This window comes from Lysinibacillus sp. 1 U-2021 (assembly GCF_029916965.1).
GTDB lineage: Bacteria > Bacillota > Bacilli > Bacillales_A > Planococcaceae > Lysinibacillus > Lysinibacillus capsici.
Genome location: NZ_CP123966.1, coordinates 4,854,686 through 4,872,811 on the forward strand (window position 1 = coordinate 4,854,686; position 18,126 = coordinate 4,872,811).

Below are 18,126 nucleotides of genomic sequence, written 5' to 3' on the forward strand. Positions count from 1 at the left end.
ATTTTCATTAGAAAAGCTGCTTTTAATTATTGTTGTTTCTAAAAATAATTCTGTATATTATACAAATTTATAGATCTACTATGGTGTCAAAGTTAAAGTCATCTAAAAATCTTGAAAGTTTTTTGGGATATCCATTCATCTTTTTTGACATTAATAAATAACAAGTTGTTTTTGCTCTAGTTAAACATACAAATAGTATCCTTTTCTCTTCTTCCATTTTCTTTTCATCCTGAAAATTGTAAAAATTGGGGATGCTACCATCTTCGACAAATGGGAGTATTATAACTTCATATTCTAAACCTTTTGAACTATGTCTTGTAAGTAAGGCTACTTTATTCCCTTGTATACCTGATACAGAAAATTCATCCATACTTAAATTTACATTATCACCTTTTTTCACAGACACATATAATGATTTAAATCCTTCGAAATTTTCACTATAACGTGGTGAACCTTGTAAAGATTTTTTAATTTCCAGATTTATATAAATATACTTTAACCAGTCTAATAGATTATTAGAAAGTTTTATCGATTCTATTAATATTCTATATAACTGTGTTTTTTCTTTGTTAATTTCATTAAAATGAGATGGCTTGTAACTTTTAATTGATAACCATTGTTTAAAAATATCTTGAAAATGAATATTGCGGGTTTTAATTAGCCAAGCCATACAATCTTCTAACCAAATGATTAGTTGTGTTCTAGGGTACTCTTTGTTAGAAATATAATAGGGGATATTTTTAGAAATTAAGTGTTCCATGCAATTTTTTAATTTTTCTTTGCTAGATAATAAAATTGCAATTTCACCATAAGGAATACAATTTTTTATGCAATTTGGAATTAAATTATCCACTATATATTTATATTGATCTTCTTGATTCCTATTACACTTGATTAAATTTATTTCTGCAGTTTTGTTAACTTTCGCTTTGGAGATATATTTCTGTTGTAAGTTTAAGACTTTAGAAGATTCATCTAAAATTTTTTGTTCACTTCTATAATTATGTCTTAATTCTATGACATCAAAAGAGCTTTTCTTAACTAATTCCTCAAAAAAATCTGGTATTGCACCATTAAACCCATAAATAGATTGATCTGGATCACCAACAGCAATCATTTTAATTCGAGTATATTTAGTTAGGCATAATACCATTTCATGTAATGGCTTCCCTAAGTCCTGATATTCATCAATTAATATCCAAGGAAAACGTGCTTCTAAGCATTTTCTTATATATGATTCATTTTGTATCATTTGGGTAGAGATTTTTACAATTGAGATGAAATCAACCAAATTATTTTTTATCAAATGTTTTTCATAAGCTACAGCAACTTTTAAGGCTAAATCATAATTTTCAATCTGAATTTGACTTAAACCGCTAATAAGGTAAGTTCGTTCTTTATCCATTTCTGTTAAGGTTACTTCTTTATCAGGAATACCTATTTGTTCTTTTATTTTTCTTACAATATCTTTCTTCTCAATATCAGAGATTATTCTAAAATCTTCTTTGATTCCATAGTTAAATAGTTTAACAAAAGGCTTTAAAATCTGTGATAAGCAAAATGAATGTATAGTGCTTATAAAATAATGCCTTTCATTTGGTTCAACTATATTTTTAACTTTTCTTTCTAAGCTACTCGTAGCTTCATTACTAAAAGTAATACATGCAACTTTTCTTGGAGAGTGAACTTTTTCTTTTAGTAGCCTTGCCAATTTAAGTGAAAGTACTGTTGATTTACCACTTCCTGGGCCAGCTTTAATAACTAATGAATTATTGTTCTGATAAGCAGCTAACTGGTAAGGATCCTGTTTTATATACTTAAGAATTTCTTCAAAGTTTTTCAATTAGAATCACTCTCAATTCGACTAACTAAATCTAATAGACCAATTTCTATATAGTCAGGAACTTTTAAATCTTTATAAGTCGACAATCTTTGTGCAAAGCGGCCTTTTCCTACTTTGTTAGAGCTATCTTCGATTCTAGCTAAACAATAATAATAGTCACCATTTTGTAGTTTAGATAAAAAATTTGATTTTTGAATTTTACCGCCAGTTGTTAACTTTGAAAAACTTTCATAAATGGCTTGCTCCATAGTTTTATCTTCTTCACTTGATATCATTAAGTCTACTTCTAAGGTATAGTCGCTGAAATAATACCCTTCCTTATGTAAATCTTTTTCGTCAATTTCATCAGAATCCTCAAATATACCGAGCTCTATGAGTGTATCTTTAGCTAAATCTATACCTAGATACCCATATTCTTCATGTTCATCTTCAGATAAAACATGGTAATTTTTATTACCTTGATCATCGATAAAATAATAGTCACCATCAGTAAAAATTACATATGGGATATTTAATTCCTTTAACAAGGATATATATGGTTTGAAATTAGTAGAGTTAATATTACAGCAGACTATCCCATAAAAGTCTAAATCAATCCCGCATTCTCTAGCCAATACCGGAATCAAATACTCTTCTGCAATTCCTTCGACTAAGATAACACCTTTACCAAAAAAGAGTTCACTTCTTTTAACATCTAGATATCTTTGTATATCCGCCAACTCTTTCCCCTTAATTGGAATGTTTGCACTTGAAGTTACTTCAGTTGCACCTCCGTCAGAACGTAAATGAACTATAGAATTAACTGGAGAAACTGAAACTATATCAGAAGAATGCGTAGTTAAAATTATAGAATTCTCATTAGACATTACATCACGATAAACAGAACGTTGTAATATAGGATGTAAATGTGCTTCAGGTTCTTCAATAACTAAAATAGTGTGACTTTGATTTATACTAAAATGTTCACTAAAGAATTTATAAAGCTCTTCCGTCACTTCTGTATTTTCTTTAAGTCTGTAATATCTATCTGTTATTTTTTCATAAAACACGTCTAATATATCTAAGGAATCTTTTGATTTAAGTTCATCAAAATCATTTAATTTGATAAGTGTCGGAATAGTATGGTCTTCGAGTGATAAGAGTACTAGTGTAATATATAAAATATTTGTTACACCTAGACTTGTATCAGAGACTGAACGTTGCTTATTGACGCCAATCATTAGTTTAAGTGTATTTAATATACGGTGAGGATTGATATCTATAGTTTCTAACTTTAATTTAGAATATGGTACATGATTGCCAACAATTTTCATTAGATTAGTATTAATTTTTTCACTGAGATCTGCTAACTCTTCTAATTCTAAAATTGCATTTCCTGTTTCTTTCATGTCTAAAGCGATATCATTTAATAAATCCTTATCGAATTCGTATGCTTTTAATAATTTATTAAATGGGGATTTCTTTGAGTTTTTTAAGTCATTGTTAGCATCTCTTAATCCATTGATTACTTTTAAATTTAAAAGTTTCCTATGATTATGAGTGAACTGAAGGTCTCGATTATCTCCTAGAAATATACTATATCCGTATTCTTTCTCATTGATTGGTGCAAACTCGTAAGAAATTTTTATTGTGGCTGGATTTGTACAGATAGTTCCGTCACAAAAAGCAGCGAGTAGAGCAGTATGTTTTTCAAATCCTTGTACCTCAATCGAAATCTCAATCTTTTGCTTGTTATCAAAAGGATTCTCAATAGTATCATTGAAATCTGACTCTTCTAATTCTCTATCTGAATCAGATAAATTAGGGTCCAATATTAATTGTAAAGCCCTAATAAAGTTGGTTTTTCCTACATTGTTTTCTCCTATAATTACTTGCTTTGAATTTAATTCAACTTCTGTATCAAAAAAGTTTCTAAAATTTTTAATCGTTACTTTTGAAATATAGGGTGTTTGAATTTTTATACCCATTTTACCATCACCTCTCATAAACTATTTTAACTCTTTAAATACAAATATTGTATAATTAATTATGGAGGTGTGTTATGACTAATTTATTTTCAGCTGGTTCCTCAGCTTTAGGTTACCTATTTCAGATAAGATATGCACTATATTTAATTCTTTCAGAGACAAATTTAGATAAGGATATACGCATCGAAAGCTTAGATGATGTTTCATTTGAAAAAAACGGAACACCTATAGAATTAATTCAGTTAAAGCACCATATTAACAAGTCTGCTACATTGACTAATGGCTGTAGCGATTTATGGAAAACAATAAGGGTTTGGAGCGAAACACTTTTTCATCAAGGGAATTTGTTTAACGAACAAATATTATTAACCTTGGTTACAACTGGAGTAGCACCAGAAAATGCTGCTACTAATTTTATGAAAAATGATGCAAATAGAGATTCTGAGAAAGCATTAGATTTATTATTAGAGTTCGCAGAAATATCCACTAATGATGCAAATAAAAAAAGTTATGAGATATTTAAAAAATTAAGTAGAGAGGACCAATTAAAATTAATAAAATCCATAATAATAATCGATCAGTCTCCGAACATCTTTGATATATCGGCTCAAATAAAATTGAAATTAGCTTTTGCTACTAGACGCAAAACGTTAAACGCTTTATACGAAAGAGTGGAAGGGTGGTGGCTAAGTAAAACTATCGAACATTTATTAGGAAACTCTCAAAGCTCTATTTCTGGTTTTGAAGTTCAAGATATTGTTCATGATTATGCAGAACAACTTCATCCTGAATCATTACCAATTGATTATTATGAGCTTTATCCAGACTGGGAATCAGAAATTTTGAAAGGTGATGTATTATTTATAGAACAACTAAAATTACTTGAATTAAATAAAAAGTCCATTGACTTTGCAGCTAGGGATTATTATAGGGCTTTTATTCAACGATCACGTTGGATAAAGGATGAATTACTTTATATTAGTGAACTAGAAAAATATGAAGATAAACTTTTTGATGAATGGGATAGAAATTTCACTAAGGCTACAAGATTTATTTCTAGTAGTTCAGATGAAAAAACTTTAATAGAAAAAGGCATAGAAATATTAGATTGGATGAATGATTCAAAAAATTATATTAGATCTGATTGTACTGAATCCTATGTTGTTCGAGGTAGTTATCATATTTTAGCAAATAATGCTTTATTAACCTTAGGTTGGCATCCGAATTTTAAAGAACTTTTAGCCCAAAATGAAACTTATCAGGAGAAAAGCTCATGAAAATATGGAGTAGTAGACCAGTAGAAGTTGCTAATTATTACAACCCAGCATACTTAGGAAGGATAATTTATTCAATAATAAAATCATTTCAATCTACTAAGCCTCAAGGCGTTCCTTATGATTTATTATTTATTTTAATGCCATTAATTCTTGTAAAGCCATATAGGGAATCACTTCCAACTAATACACGAACACATTTTCAAAATTGGATTCAAAATAATGAAGAACTAAAAATAGATTACGCCTTAGTTATAAAAGATATTATGCCTTATATTAAAGAAGCTTTAATTTTTTTACTGCAGCGTGATTTAATAATTCTTAATAATAATGGTTATTTAATTCTCGGCAATAAAAAACTTACTTCTATTTCAAAACAAGATTCTAAAGAAATTAAGACAAATATTAATAAAGCTATTTTTGTTGGGAAATGGTTTGCGAAAAATAGTGATAAAGAGCTTATATACATTCTTTTAGGAGTGAAACCATGAATTTACAAATTAAAGAATTAATTTTATATAATCGTAAGGGAGAAATTAGAAGACTTCCGTTTCAAGTCGGAAAAGTAAATATTATTACAGGTAAATCTGGTACCGGTAAATCAGCAATAATCCCTATCATAGATTATTGCCTAGGAAGATCCGATTTTGTTATCCCTGATGGGGTAATTCGTAATACAGTATCTTGGTTTGCACTTCATTTGATAACAGGTGAAAAAGAAATTTTTATAGCAAAGCCTACTCCAAATAAAAATGCAATGAGTCAGTCGCAAGCCTTTTTAAAAGTAGGTGAAAATATTTCAACGCCGGATATGAATGAATTGTTTTTTAACAGTAACGATGAAGGTATTAATAAGTATTTATCTAGCATTCTAAACATTTCCCCAAATAAACATACACCACCAGAACATCACTCAAGAGATGATTTAGAGGCTACTTTTACCCATACAAAGTTTTATTTATTTCAAAATCAAAGTTTAATTGCCAACGAGAACTTATTATTTTATAGACAATTAGAAGACTTTATACCTCAAACTATTAAAGATACCTTACCTTATTTTCTAGGTGCTGTCAGAGAAGATGATTTAAAATTAAAAAATGAGTTGAGAATCAAAAAAAGGGAAAAAAAATTACTGGAAAAAAGACTTTCAAATATAGATAGAAAAAGCGATGAGAGTAACAAAAAAATCGAAAACTTGTTAGAAGAAGCCATCACCGTATATTTGGTATCTCCTGAAGTCTTGTCTAAAAATCTACCAGAAAAACTTGAATATCTTAAAAGATTAATTTCTACTTGGTCTCCTAATGAAAATTTTACTTTAGAAAATGAAAATCTAAATGAAAAATATAAAGAACGTCAAAACTTATTAAATTCCTTGAAAAAAGTTTCAACTTCATTACAAAAGATTAAATCTTATAATTCTACAATTAATTCCTATTCAAACGAAGTAACCGATCAAACCGATTACTTAAAGTCGATTAATTTATATAAAGAAATCGAAAATGCGGATACTTGCCCGTTATGTTCTTCAGCATTAGATATTGCTCCACCATCTGTTCAAGCTATTAACAGTTCATTAAGTAAACTATCTAGTGAACTTGAAAATATAACTAATGATAGAAATAACTTATTGTTAAATGAAATAGAATTAGAGAATCAAAAAATTCATTTAAAAGAAGAGATAGAAAGGGTTAATAAAAAAATTCAATCAATTACTTCGACGTTAGATTCATTTGAAAGGGTTAAAGAAATAAATCACAAACAGGCTATTGTTATTGGTCGAATCAGTTTGTACTTGGAGAATTTTTCGTTCGAAAGTAATGTTCAAATTGAAGAATTAAACAATAGATTACGCATATTAGAAAGTGAGATTCAAAATTTAGAGAAAGATTTGCATGTAGAAAATAGCCAACTAATATTGAATTCTCTTCTTAATATAATTGGTACTAAAATGAGTGAATGGGCAAAAATCTTAAAATTAGAACACGCCAGTTTTCCATACAGATTAGACTTGAAAAATTTAACTGTCACTGTCGATACAGATGATCGCCCAATACCTATGAATAGAATGGGCAGCGGGGAAAACTGGTTAGGTTGTCATATCGCAGCATTATTGTCTTTGCATCGAATGTTTATCAAAAAATCGAGACCCGTTCCTAGCTTTTTAATTCTTGATCAGCCGACACAAGTATATTTCCCTCCGGAAATATATAGAAATTTAAAAGGAGATATAGATGAAATAAACGATGAGGATACTGTCGCTGTAAAACGATTGTATGACTTGTTATTTCAAATTTGTTCTGAATTAAACAATAAAATGCAAATCATAGTATTAGACCATGCCAATATAAGAGATCTAAAATTTCAAAGTTCTTTAGTTGAAGATCCTTGGAGAAATAATAATTCATTAATACCACCTTCATGGATTGAATCTAATTAGCATATAAAGGTTGAAATAAAATCGAGCTATAGTCATCCAAACGGATTAACAATATAGCTCGTTTTTTCAGATTACCTAGATTTAATCTAATTTTATATTTTTTAAAAGATCTGCGAATGCGTTGTTTAACGGCTCTGCCTCTTTTTCTTGCTGCTTCATATATTTTTGAACACTTCGCTTATCTACTTTACCGCCGCCTTCTTTTTTACGACGTGCTTCGAAAGCAGATAACTTTTCACGATGCCCACATTTACATACAAAAATTTGGCCATCACCTTCACCACGTAATTCTAATTTCTTCTTACATTGAGGACAACGAGCATTTGTTACACGTGCTACGTTTTTCTTATGACCACATTCACGGTCTTGGCAGACAAGCATCTTACCTCTTTTGCCATTTACTTCAAGCATTGGTTTTCCGCAATCTGGACATGATTTTGTTGACATATTGTCATGCTTATATTTCTTATCACTTGATTTGATTTCAGCAACAATTTTTTTCGTGTGTTGCTTCATTTCATTGATAAATACTTCTTTCTTTAATTTACCTTTTGCGATTAATTCTAACTTTTGTTCCCACTCAGCGGTTGTAGCAGGTGAGCGTAATTCTTCAGGAACTAAATCTAGTAGTTGTCGCCCTTTGGAAGTAATATAAATTTCTTTACCACTACGTTGTTCAATCATAAATGAGTTAAATAATTTATCGATAATATCTGCACGCGTAGCAACTGTTCCAAGTCCACCTGTGGATTTTAAAGTATCTGCAAGTTGCTTATCATTTGTTTCTAAATACTTAGTTGGATTTTCCATTGCTGATAGTAGAGTAGCTTCGTTAAAGCGTGCAGGTGGCTTTGTTTGACCTGATGTTTGTGCAATTAAACGAATTTCTAATGTTGAGCCATTTTCGATTCGAGGGAAAACCTGTTCCTTTAAATCGTCATTTGATTCTTCATCATCAAAGCGATTTTCATATACTTCTTTCCAACCTGGTACAGTGATTGTTTTACCCTTTGCAACAAAGTTTTCATCACCAATTTTTGCACGTAATGTTAGTTGTTCATACTCATGTGCTGGGAATAATACTGCTAAGAAACGTTTTACGACTAAATCATAAATTTTACGTTCTTTATCATTAAAGTTTGCGAAGTTTACGTATTCCTCCGTTGGGATAATTGCATGGTGATCAGACACCTTAGAATCGTCTACAAACGCTTTAGTTGCTTTTATAGGCTTAGATAACATTTTGTTAGCAAACGATCGGTATTCGCCAATTCCACATGCTTTTAGACGTTCTGGTAACGTTGCTACGATATCACTTGAAATATAGCGTGAATCAGTACGAGGATACGTTAGTACTTTATGTTGCTCATATAGCTTTTGCATAATATTTAAAGTTTCTTTTGCAGAGTAACCAAAAATTTTATTTGCATCACGTTGTAATTCTGTTAAATCATAAAGCCCTGGTGCAAATGATTTTTTAGGCTTGCGTTCTATTTCAATAACTTTTGCGTTTTTATTACCTAATTTTTTTACAATGTTATCGATTTTTTCTTTATCAAAGTTACGGCTATTGCCTTTTGCATCTTGCCAAGTAAGTTTTAAATTATCTTTTGTATTTGCTTCAATACCATAGTATGTTTGAGGCTTAAAGTTTTTAATTTCATCCTCACGTGCTGCGACCATTGCAACGACTGGTGTTTGCACACGCCCACAGTTCAGCTGTGCATTGAAGCGTGTTGTTAATGCACGGGTTGCATTTAAGCCGATATACCAATCTGCTTCACTACGGGCTACAGCAGCATGATATAGATTTTCATAATTTTTACCTGGTTTAAGATTTGCAAAGCCCTCTTTAATTGCTTTATCTGTAACAGATGAAATCCATAAGCGTTGGATAGGCTTCTTAAATTTAACTTTTTCTAAGATCCATCGAGCAACTAATTCACCTTCACGACCACTGTCTGTCCCGATAATACAGCTTGAAACATCTGATCTTTCTAATACATGTTTCACCGCATTGAATTGTTTACCTGTTTGTTTGATTACAGTAAGTTTTAATTTCTCAGGTAGCATAGGTAATGATTCTAAATCCCATGTTTTGTATTTAATATCGTAGCTTTCAGGATCAGCTAAAGTAACTAAATGACCTAAAGCCCAAGTTACGATATATTTATCTCCCTCAAGATAACCATTTCCTTTTTTATTACACTTCAATACTCGTGCAATATCTCTTGCAACGGAAGGTTTCTCCGCAAGTACCGCAATTTTAGACATATAAACACCCTTTCTTATGATGCAAATATAACATATATTTCATTCCTTAATAATGAATAGATTTTTATTATTAATTTTCGGTGTAGGATTTATTGCTTTTGGGTTTAGACACAATAAAAATAATCACTAAGAAGAAGGTTTTGGTCCAACTGATTCCATCATTCTGGGATTTATAACGATTTGGACAGATAAATTACCATATTGGTTTACAAAAGCAATGTATTTATTGATTGGGGTTGGATGTCTGATTGGTAGTTATCTCAATTATTTTTAAAGGAGATTGTGAAGGATCGTACTTAAACTAACGGGTAGCGATTGTTCTATAGAGCAGTCGTTTTTTTACTAACGATGCAGAATACTTTAATAAGATTTGAATGAAAAAGAGGTTACGGCTATGCGAAATAGAGGTTCGGTAGTAATAGTAGAAAATGATAAGGTTGGGTTAATTCAAAGAATTAGAGATAGCTCTGTTTATTATGTTTTTCCTGGTGGTGGAATAGAAAATGGGGAAACACCAGAAGAAGGAGCAAAAAGAGAAGCATTTGAGGAATTGGTAGTTTGAAACGATTGAATTTGTGCTTACGAAATGTATTCCTCATTCTGTATAAAATCCTGTATATTCTTAGTGTTATAATTCCGCATTTTTATGAAGAGATTCTCCTTTTGCTCCAAACTACTTTTAATTTACCTTAAATCGACCAAAAATCTCATTAGATACATTCAATAACATGCGAATATCATCTGCATCTTTATCTTCCAGTGTATTTATTAAAAGGCTTAAAATCTCATTTCTATTGTTCAGTGAATCACCCTGTACTCTTGCTTCGGGTATGAGCACACTCGCTGCATCGACCTGTAGAGCGTCTAATATTTTCGTTAAAGTTTGTAAAGTAATATTTCTTTCCCCACGTTCAACGTCTGATAAGTAGGGGGCTTGAAAATCGCACATCTCTGCCAATTCATCGATTGTTAGTTTTTGAGCCTTTCTTATTGCCCTAATGTTCATACCTACTCTTTTTGTTAAATTCATTTGAATCACCTCAATTAAAGCCTAATTGAGCTAGAAGAAACATAAAATACCACTTAAATATAAGATATTTAACTTATAAGTTATTTTTGGTTGCTTTATATTATCTTTTAGTATTAAGATGTGAATACCTAATTTAAATGTGCAAATAGCATGAGGTGACCATGTAAGGAGAGAAATTAAAAGATGGTTAATACAGATAATTTTAATAGAAAGTTCTCAGAGCTTTGTTCTGTAATGAGCAATGATGTATATAAGTATTACTTTTATGGATCAGATGAAGAAATGAATATTGTAATTGATTTTTTAAATCATGGAGATGTTGAATATGATATTAAGAGTGGAGAAATTTCAATCCGCCTAGTGAAGCATTATCAAAAATACGATAGTGAGCGATATGATTGGGATCAAAAGTTAGACGATTTAAGAAAAGGTGCGGTTATAGAAACACTTACATATAATGAATCATCAAAAATGACTTCGATAATAAAAGATCGGTTGGTGGTAATTGAATGTAACGGTGAAGAAATAGATACCAAAGTCTCTTTATACATCAAGTTTGAAAAATTCTTTAGTGATTTATTAATGTTCTTTTGTAAAGCAGGAATGTTGAGGTTAGGTTAAATATGGATAGAAGGGGACAGATTAACCAAAAGAGCCTTAGCTGTAAAAAATATTTTCAGCTAAGGCTCTTTTATAAATGGGCATTCGTAATAAGTAGTGGACTGCCCATTATTTTTCTTTTCTTACTAAACAATTTGTTCGAATTGTTAGTATTACTTCATTCGGTATATTTATTTTCGGTAATAGAATAGTGATAAATTTCAATATCTGAATCAATGAACCCTCTTCGTTTCGCTCCATGCAGTGTTTGATACATATTCTCTCTACCAACAGGGTTGTCCGTATGAATATATATTTTGTTTGCCCGTAACCCTTTTTCACAAATATATTTAGCTAAATCATAACCTGTTGGCAATAGATTACCTTGTAGATCTTCTCCTAAATCATGATCAAGAGAAAGGATATCTACTTCGTGATTTTCAAGTAAGTGAATTGCTTCTTGAAACGTTCTTGCCACGACAAAACCAATAGGACAATCTCTTAAATCATCCACATATACATTAATCAAAATATTAATTCCTTTCTTCACAATATCTTTCAAATGTATAATGAAATATAATTTTTAAAAATTAGTTTCCACTACTTGTTACGAATAGCCTTATAAATCAAATTCATCTTTTAAAAACTCCATAACGCTCTCTTTTTTCTTAATATCACTAAAAGTTAAATTTTCATTAGAACCAATTTTTTCATCTATCTCTAATGCAATTTTTTTAAATGTCATTTGATTGACTGTGTCTTCATTAATATTTACTAATTTCTCAGTAATATTAAATTCTGTTAGAATTGACGATTTAGAATATAAATGAGGATACAAACTTGAAGCGACAGTTTTGTTATATAAGTCCTCATAATAATTTGCTCTTTGAAGCTGTTCCTTAGCCTGGTGTTTATACTTAATAGCTTCTGCTTGGTATTTCATTAATTTTTTATTTTCTTCTTTTGAATTTTTTAATTCAAAATACAAAGTATCTATTAACTCTTCTAATGAATATAATTCTCTGATTAGACGTTCTTTATTATTCCCGTATTTTTCGAAAATCATTTCAATATTAGGCATAAATACTTCTATAGATTCGTCTAAAGGAATTGAACGTAATACAGGATTATTTAATTCTTCTATAAAACTTTTTATACGTCTACTCCAAGTGTTTCTACCAATACCAGTCTCTTTTTCTAAGAGGGTAGGGGTAATTTTTTTACCTTTACATTTATATTTAATATTAACAGCTAGCTCCCTTAGTTCTGCATCTGTATGCGTTTTAGGACGCCCAGGTTTTATATCGTCATTAGAATTCATGGTTTTTATCACTCTCCCATTATCTTCATATCTACTATAGCTTTTAGATCCATATAATTCACAAGGTTTCTAGAAGTAGTTTGGAGTGAATTTTGAGCTGCTCTATTGTTATTATTTATACTATTGGTAACAATATCTTTCATAAAATCAATTGCATTTTCAATTTTATCTTTCATGAAAGAGGAACCATTGATTAGCCATTCAAGACCTTCATCGTATTCTGAAATAATTGGCTTGAAATAGAATTTGGGGCAAAATCTACAGTCAGTAATACAGTGTTTAGGGAAAGCCTTTTTTAATTCTAAACAAACTCCATACTCAATTGGTCCAACTACTTCTTCTGTATTTAAATCTTTTATTGATATTGATTTTCCCTTATCATATACAAACTCTTTCCATCCAACTAATCCGTTTGAAAAGTTTTTAGAGAAAGCAAATTCTAAATTCTTTTGAGCCATTAAATATACATAAGAAGTTGCAAATTGTTTAGCATGAGAGAAATATTCATTCTGCGTATAAATACTTTTATGACCAGCCATATTTGCTACGGAAAGCATATTAAATCCTTGTAAACACATATTAATAATTGCAAAATGTCTAGTGTCCCCAAATCTAATTTTCTCGATTCTATTAATTTTATATAAACCTTCTACTACTACTTTATAAAAGTCGTTTAAAAGAGCGTAAAAATCCCGTCTATTTAAGCGTTCATTTGATTTTTTTCTATTATTTTTTCTAGTTTTGCCAAGGTAGTAAAAATCAATAGTAAACAGGTAAGGAGTATCATTTTTTAATCTCGTAGTAATCTTTTGCATATTACTTTTTATAAGATTGAAAGTTAGTTTATCGATTTCCAGAGAATCTATTGTGTTCTCCGATTTAATTCTATGAACCTTAATAAAATATTTATCTTCTCCATCTATTTGAGCAATTTCTAAACAGTCCTTTTGGAGTTTTAAAAATTCACTAGGTCTTTGTGGAATGATATTTGTAATTAACCACCAAAGCATAATTGGTAAATACCTGAAGGTTGTTTCAGAATCATGCGTTTTAAAATAATCATTCAAAATCTCATCAAATTTTAAAATATCTTGTAAATTAGGTAACTCCCTATTTAGGTGTTTTACAATAGGGAATTTTTCGCAAATTCTTTTTAGTTCCTCAACATTTTTGGGGTGAATAAAAGATAAAAATAGTTTCAAATCGCTAGCTAAGTTACCGCCATGATGTTTACTCTTTGTATATTCTTCGTACAAAAATAATTCTAGTTTTGTCTGTGATTTTAAGCCATCACTATTAATAATACATTTTTTGATGTTGTAAACTTCGTTATAGACGGTCAGAGGTTTTTTAGAACTCTGTAGTCTAAGTAATGTAAATTGTTTTAAGTACTTTACTAATAGTGTATATTTTTTTATTTCGAAGGAGATTTCTATTGGCATATCCTGTAATTCGTCGAATATGTTCCAAGTATTAGCTTTGTATTCCCCATATATTAGATCTATTCTTTTTAAATCATTAAACATATGTTTATAGTCAGTTTCTTTGAAAGTAGAAATATCAACTTTTTTTATTTTTTGCATTACTAAACTATCAGAGGGGCTTGAGATTTTCATTTTTAGTTCCAATTTTAATTCACCTCTAATCATTTTTTAGTAAGATCTTATGTGCGATATTTTCAATCATAGACTTTATATGTTCTTTTGGAAGATAGGCATTAGCAATTTCTTCTCCATAAGCTAAACGAGCCTCTTTCCATAAAAATAAATAATATTTAAGAAAATGGGAATGCTTTTTAAGTAGAAAGTAATTATTAGTTTTATTAATCAAATCTATGACTTTATCTATTTCTTGTTTAAGTTCTATTAAAACTAGATATTGTGGAATAAAATACTCGCATTTAAAACAATTTTTTGCTAAGGGATATTCGCATTTAGGATAGATTAAACATTGACCGAATTCATTTTTTGAAGGAAGTTCCCCCTTAGCTAATTTCAAAAGAGTATTCCTAATATCGTCTATTGAATATTTTTTTATTTTCTCTATAATGCTGTTAAATTTCGAATAAATATCAGATAAATTTTCAGAATTAATTTCTATGATTTCTGAACGACTTTCAAAATAGCTATCAATGTCTCCATTGGAGATAACATCTAAATACATTTGTGCAAGGTCTTCTGTCTGGTTTAGTGAATATTTACTCCTTAGTTCTTCAATTGCAGCCGTACGTTCTTCGATAGTGTGCTGTATTTCTTGGTGTTGAATCGCTGTTAAAATTAGATAGTTATATAACCACCCAAAATATCCTCTCCGGAATAAATTAATTGAAACACGATTAATATAACCATCTTTATTAGTTAACTGAATATATATAGCTGTAGAGTTTGAATCTTTATGTGACCTACTACCTTGCGTTAATGTTAATGCTAAATCGGCATTATCGGCATCTTCTTCCACAATACTAAAGAAAAGGTAGGTACCTACACTTCTATTCATTTTTTGACTATGAAATTTAAAGTCTGTTGGTAAAGAAGCATTAGTGAAGAACTCTCTATGTGATTGGTTTCCGCTTGTATAGACATGCTGATACATTGAATCACTTATAAAAGTGTTTAATAAATATACTTGGTTATTTTTTTGTCTATGCAATTCACTAATTACTAAGGCATGGGCTAATGGAACAACTAAGTCAGGTGAAACTATAAAAGTTAATAATTCTCCGGTTTTATTAGCTCTTTTATTTCTGAAATGAGTATAAAGTTGATTAATTATCAGATGGGACTCCTTCAAAATAAGATTATTTTGAGTGATATATTTAAAATTCCCTGACTTCATGAAATCCAAATTTATATTAGGCATTTTAAAGATTAAGTCTGCTCCCCGAATAAAATCGGTAAGCAATAAAATGGTGTAAGCCCACATATTTGCATAACTTTGATTTTCTATAGCATTTAACTTATGCTTAGATACGTCTTTTGAATAATTGTAAATTTGGTTGAATATAACTGGTGAATAAATTTGATTGTTTTGATTTTTATTAGATAAATCGATGACAATTTTTTCGGGACTGCTTATATCTTTGATTGCATAACAATAATTTAAAAATCTAGGTAAAAGCAGTTTTAATGATTTTACTTTAGCTTTTATTAAAAGTTGTTCTATATCGTTTACATGTAAAAGGTAGATTTCATCTGTAAGATTCTCTGTTAGATGAATAAATAACTTTTTGTAAGTGTTCTCCCTATCTCTAATATAAACAAGAGAACCATGCATTTTATTAAATTGGATTTTTAAAAAAGCTTTATAAAGCTTTAATGTTTCTTTGTGTTCAAAACTTTCATATTGATCGTTAACAAATATCAATAATTCTTTTAATGCAACGTTCTTATTATAAATATTAGTTTTACTTAAATAATTATGAATATCACTCGGAGGGACTTTCCATTTTCCCCAAATATCCTTAATTGCATTTGGAAAATATTTTCTAATGCGTTGTGATACAGCAGCGAAACTAGTATTTATTTTAGTAGCAGCATCCTTTAGATAAACATAGTCTTCATTATATTTTCTTTGCTCCTTTAGAAATAAGTCAAAATCTGCTTTAGGGACGTTATATTCACCATTAATTTTAAATATATTAGATGAAATGACTCCCGAGTTAATTAGTTTAGTAGCAGTAACTGTTTGTATTCCTAATAGTTCTGAAATGTCTTTACGTGTATAATATTTATCATTTGAATAGGTATCTAATACATTCTTAAATTCTTTTACATCTTTCATTGGTATTTTCCATAAACGATCAGTTTTCTGAGCATTAGGAAATATCTCGCCTTTTCTATGCCAATCCAATAGAGTTCTTGGATTCTTGCCTAAAATTTTTCCTGCTTCACTAAAAGTGACAAACTCGTTGTTCTTTGAATGCTCTAAAAACTCTTCTAAGTCTGCCTTGGATATTGTCCATTTCCCATTGATTTTTTGAGCAGTTTTAAACAAACCTTTATCTATCAAATTTCTAACACTAGTAGCACTTTTAAAACCTAGCAAATTTTTTACATCATCTAGGCTATAAATATCCATATCTAATCCTCTCTTTCAATTAAACTAGGTATATAAACTTCATGTAAATTTGAAAACTTTTGTTGTAATTTGTTATGAATTCTACTAGAACGTTGCAGATAGGCTAATGAAGAGGTAAGGTCACTATCTCCACGTGGTTGAGAAATATCATATGGATTTTCAGCAAATTCAGCGAGTAGATTTGAAAATGTTCCTCTGCCGATATGGGTAGACCATTTCATTTGATTTAAGTGCCTACCAAGTTGTCTTTGTTCAAAATCGGGACTATTAAGTAATAGATTTATAAATTCTCTTTTAGCCTTATCAAAATATTGTCTATAGCTTCTTGCGGACATTGCTCGACCAGCGTTATTAACAAAAAGAGGGTTGGTTTTGTCAGAAGACTTGTATAAAGTTAAATGATCTCTGATTAATGAACTTGTCCAAGTGTTTAATTTAAAAACTGTTTGATGACGTACCTTTTTAACACTACTATTTTCTTTTAAATCAGTTCTTAAATGTCTATTCATTAGCTTTAATGTAATACTGTGTTGGTCAACAGATTTAAGGATTTGATTTTTTGTTAAGTTAACTACTTCGCCTACACGTAAACCACCTAAAAACTGTAGATAAATACCTAAGGCTATAGGTTTTGCAACATGTATTGCAACTTCGAAGAACAAAGGGATATAGCTTGTAGGAAAGGCATGCTCTATATTTTTTGGTTGATTCTCTGGATAGATTGGCGAGAATGGTGAATCTATAAAATCTCCAAACCTTCCTTGTTTAAAAGTGATTATTGGTAAATCTGTTTTAAAGTTTTCTTGAAGCCATTTATAAAAATAAGCCAGCGTTTGTTCTGCATTTTTTATAGTTTCTTTTTTTAACCCTTCTTCAGTTAAGCTATTTAAATATAAATTCCCGTGTCTTAGCTGTAAATTATAGATTGAATTAAGTTTTAAGCTTTTGTAATTTCTCATTAAATAATTTAAAAATTTGACAATGTTATTTGAATGTTTCTTTTGAGTATTGAACTCTTTATTCTGCCAAAAATACATAATAAATTCTGTTAGAGGATGTATGGAGTGAATGTTTAATTCAGGGTTTTTAATACCTATTAAACAGACTTGTTTCTTTTCGATTTTCCCATCATTATAAAATACATAATCAATCCAAATGGGTACTGAAACAAATTTGACATCATCTTTCTTTAGAAATATTAGGTTCCCATCTTTCACAAAAACACCTCTTTTTCTGAATTTTACAAGAATTTAAGGTTAGCATATTTTAATATTATGTACAAAATATTAATGTGCATTCT

The 18,126-nt window shown here is 29.8% G+C and carries 13 protein-coding genes and 1 pseudogene; 5 read left to right on the plus strand and 9 right to left on the minus strand.

Features of this window, described 5'->3' with window-relative positions; all coding sequences use genetic code 11:
• Positions 1-67: 67 nt before the first annotated feature.
• Entirely contained in the window at positions 68-1,843 is a 1,776-nt protein-coding gene (locus tag QH639_RS25690) for an ATP-dependent helicase (protein WP_281115450.1), read from the minus strand.
• Positions 1,840-3,810, minus strand: coding sequence for an AAA family ATPase (locus QH639_RS25695; RefSeq protein WP_281115451.1), 1,971 nt, complete (start codon positions 3,808-3,810; stop codon positions 1,840-1,842). Before QH639_RS25695 ends, QH639_RS25690 begins: the two co-directional genes overlap by 4 nt.
• Before the next feature lie 74 nt (positions 3,811-3,884).
• On the opposite strand from QH639_RS25695, the gene QH639_RS25700 reads away from it, so the two are divergent.
• The 3 genes from QH639_RS25700 to QH639_RS25710 are packed head-to-tail and all read left to right on the plus strand — an operon-like array spanning position 3,885 to position 7,524.
• A complete protein-coding gene (locus QH639_RS25700) occupies positions 3,885-5,087 on the plus strand; it encodes an ABC-three component system protein (protein ID WP_281115452.1) in 1,203 nt (400 codons plus the stop codon).
• The gene (locus QH639_RS25705; RefSeq protein WP_281115453.1) at positions 5,084-5,575 is read left to right on the plus strand and encodes a three component ABC system middle component; all 492 of its coding nucleotides are present in this window, start codon (positions 5,084-5,086) and stop codon (positions 5,573-5,575) included. The genes QH639_RS25700 and QH639_RS25705 overlap by 4 nt, the downstream gene beginning before the upstream one ends.
• Entirely contained in the window at positions 5,572-7,524 is a 1,953-nt protein-coding gene (locus tag QH639_RS25710) for a DUF3732 domain-containing protein (RefSeq protein ID WP_281115454.1), read from the plus strand. Before QH639_RS25705 ends, QH639_RS25710 begins: the two co-directional genes overlap by 4 nt.
• 81 nt (positions 7,525-7,605) lie before the next feature.
• Here QH639_RS25710 and QH639_RS25715 read toward each other — a convergent pair whose 3' ends face one another.
• Entirely contained in the window at positions 7,606-9,798 is a 2,193-nt protein-coding gene (locus QH639_RS25715; RefSeq protein ID WP_281115455.1) for a DNA topoisomerase III, read from the minus strand.
• 394 nt (positions 9,799-10,192) lie between these two features.
• Between QH639_RS25715 and QH639_RS25720 the strand changes: the two are divergent.
• Positions 10,193-10,357, plus strand: a pseudogene (locus tag QH639_RS25720) (NUDIX domain-containing protein); the annotation flags it as partial.
• 120 nt (positions 10,358-10,477) lie between these two features.
• Here the strand turns inward: QH639_RS25720 and QH639_RS25725 are convergent.
• A complete protein-coding gene (locus tag QH639_RS25725; protein WP_281115456.1) occupies positions 10,478-10,828 on the minus strand; it encodes a helix-turn-helix domain-containing protein in 351 nt (116 codons plus the stop codon).
• Positions 10,829-11,011: 183 nt separating this feature from the next.
• On the opposite strand from QH639_RS25725, the gene QH639_RS25730 reads away from it, so the two are divergent.
• Positions 11,012-11,449: a hypothetical protein gene (locus tag QH639_RS25730; protein ID WP_281115457.1), complete on the plus strand. Its 438-nt coding sequence runs from the start codon at positions 11,012-11,014 to the stop codon at positions 11,447-11,449.
• Between the two features lie 157 nt (positions 11,450-11,606).
• Here QH639_RS25730 and QH639_RS25735 read toward each other — a convergent pair whose 3' ends face one another.
• The 5 genes from QH639_RS25735 to QH639_RS25755 form a co-directional block, all read right to left on the minus strand.
• On the minus strand, positions 11,607-11,957 hold the full coding sequence (locus QH639_RS25735; RefSeq protein WP_281115458.1) for a cyclic-phosphate processing receiver domain-containing protein: 351 nt from the start codon (positions 11,955-11,957) through the stop codon (positions 11,607-11,609).
• A 90-nt stretch (positions 11,958-12,047) separates the two neighbouring features.
• On the minus strand, positions 12,048-12,749 hold the full coding sequence (locus QH639_RS25740) for a hypothetical protein (protein WP_281115459.1): 702 nt from the start codon (positions 12,747-12,749) through the stop codon (positions 12,048-12,050).
• An 8-nt stretch (positions 12,750-12,757) separates the two neighbouring features.
• The gene (locus tag QH639_RS25745; RefSeq protein ID WP_281115460.1) at positions 12,758-14,377 is read right to left on the minus strand and encodes a site-specific integrase; all 1,620 of its coding nucleotides are present in this window, start codon (positions 14,375-14,377) and stop codon (positions 12,758-12,760) included.
• A gap of 13 nt (positions 14,378-14,390) precedes the next feature.
• The gene (locus QH639_RS25750; protein ID WP_281115461.1) at positions 14,391-16,826 is read right to left on the minus strand and encodes a helix-turn-helix domain-containing protein; all 2,436 of its coding nucleotides are present in this window, start codon (positions 16,824-16,826) and stop codon (positions 14,391-14,393) included.
• Between the two features lie 2 nt (positions 16,827-16,828).
• The gene (locus QH639_RS25755; RefSeq protein WP_089933070.1) at positions 16,829-18,043 is read right to left on the minus strand and encodes a site-specific integrase; all 1,215 of its coding nucleotides are present in this window, start codon (positions 18,041-18,043) and stop codon (positions 16,829-16,831) included.
• Between the last annotated feature and the right edge of the window lie 83 nt (positions 18,044-18,126).